The 1,273-nt window shown below is 65.9% G+C and carries 2 protein-coding genes; one reads left to right on the top strand and one right to left on the bottom strand.

Features of this window, described 5'->3' with window-relative positions; translation table 11 throughout:
• A partial coding sequence (locus AC1DJN_RS21995; protein WP_478040284.1) for an HDOD domain-containing protein occupies positions 1–971 on the top strand: 971 nt, incomplete at its 5' end.
• A gap of 52 nt (positions 972–1,023) precedes the next feature.
• Here AC1DJN_RS21995 and AC1DJN_RS21990 read toward each other — a convergent pair.
• Positions 1,024–1,273 (bottom strand): Rid family hydrolase (locus tag AC1DJN_RS21990; protein WP_478040282.1); only part of this gene is annotated, 250 nt, incomplete at its 5' end.

Raw genomic sequence — 1,273 nt, 5'->3', positions numbered from 1 at the left:
TCGTCTGCCCGCAGTTGCCCGATCTCAACGCGACCACGTTGCTGGGACAGATCCGCACCTTGCGCCCGGAGACCATCCGCATCGCACTGGTCGATGCACAGCATGGCAACCGGCCGCCGCCGGCACGCCTGATCGGGGTCGCCCATCGCTTCCTGCCATTGCCGCTGGCACCAGAAGTACTGCTGGAAGCATTGACCAGCCTGGAAGAGCTGCGCGAAGTGCTGGACAGCCCGCGCCTGCGCGATGCCATCGGCCGCATCGAGAAGCTGCCTTCGCCGCCGCACCTGTACCTGAGCCTGACCCAGGCACTGGAACATGACGACGACGCTGACAGCGCCGATGTCGCCAAGCTGGTCGCCGCCGACCCGGCGATCGCGGCCAAGGTGCTGCAGCTTTCCAATTCGGCGTTCTTCAGCCAGGGCCGCACCATCGCCGACCTGCGCACCGCCGTGACCCGGCTGGGCCTGGCCACGCTGCGTGACCTGGTGCTGGCCAGTGAGGTGTTCTCCGCGCCCACYTTGTCCGGGGCCGAACGCAATTCGCTGCAGCAGCGTGCCTTGATGGCCTCGCGATTGGCCGCACGCCTGCTGCCCGACTCCAGCGCCGAACTCGGTGCCACCGCCGCCCTGCTGGCCGACATCGGCCTGCTGCTGCCGGGTGTACGCAACGAGCGCAGCGAAACGGAGCCGGCCGATGATGATCGCCCCGGGCATGCCGAAGCCGGCGCCTATCTGCTGGGCCTGTGGGGCCTGCCGATGCCGATCATCGAGGCGGTGGCGTTCCATCTGCAGCCGCAGCGCGCCAATACACGCAGCTTCTGGGTGACCGGTGCGGTGCACGTGGCACTGGCGCTGGTCAACGGTGACCCGGTGGATGAAGAGTATCTGCAGCGCGCCGGTGTGCTGAACAAGCTGCCGCAATGGCGCGAGCACGCCAACAGCCTGATGGGGCTGGTGCCGAGCGAGGCCTGACGTTTACGTCACGGGAATGTTGAAGGCAGGTTGCAAAGAGTGCTGTCGTTGTTCAGGGACGGACCGCGATGGCCTCGATCTCCACCCGTTGGGCCGGATGGGCCAAGCCCGCCACCTGGAAGGTAGAACGGGCCGGCAGAGCTGTGCTCTTTGCGGGACTACCGAAGAACTGTGAGTAGCCCGCAGCGAACCCCGCCAGATCCATCCTGCCACCGGTTTCCTCACCGCCAACGAGATAAACTTGCAGTTTCACCAGGTCTTCCATTCGCAATCCAATGCTTGCCAGTTGCTCGTGGATCTGC

Source organism: Stenotrophomonas sp. 05L414_2 (assembly GCF_056397905.1).
The sequence above is the reverse complement of the archived record's forward strand: the minus strand, read 5'-3'. Positions and strand labels throughout refer to the sequence as shown.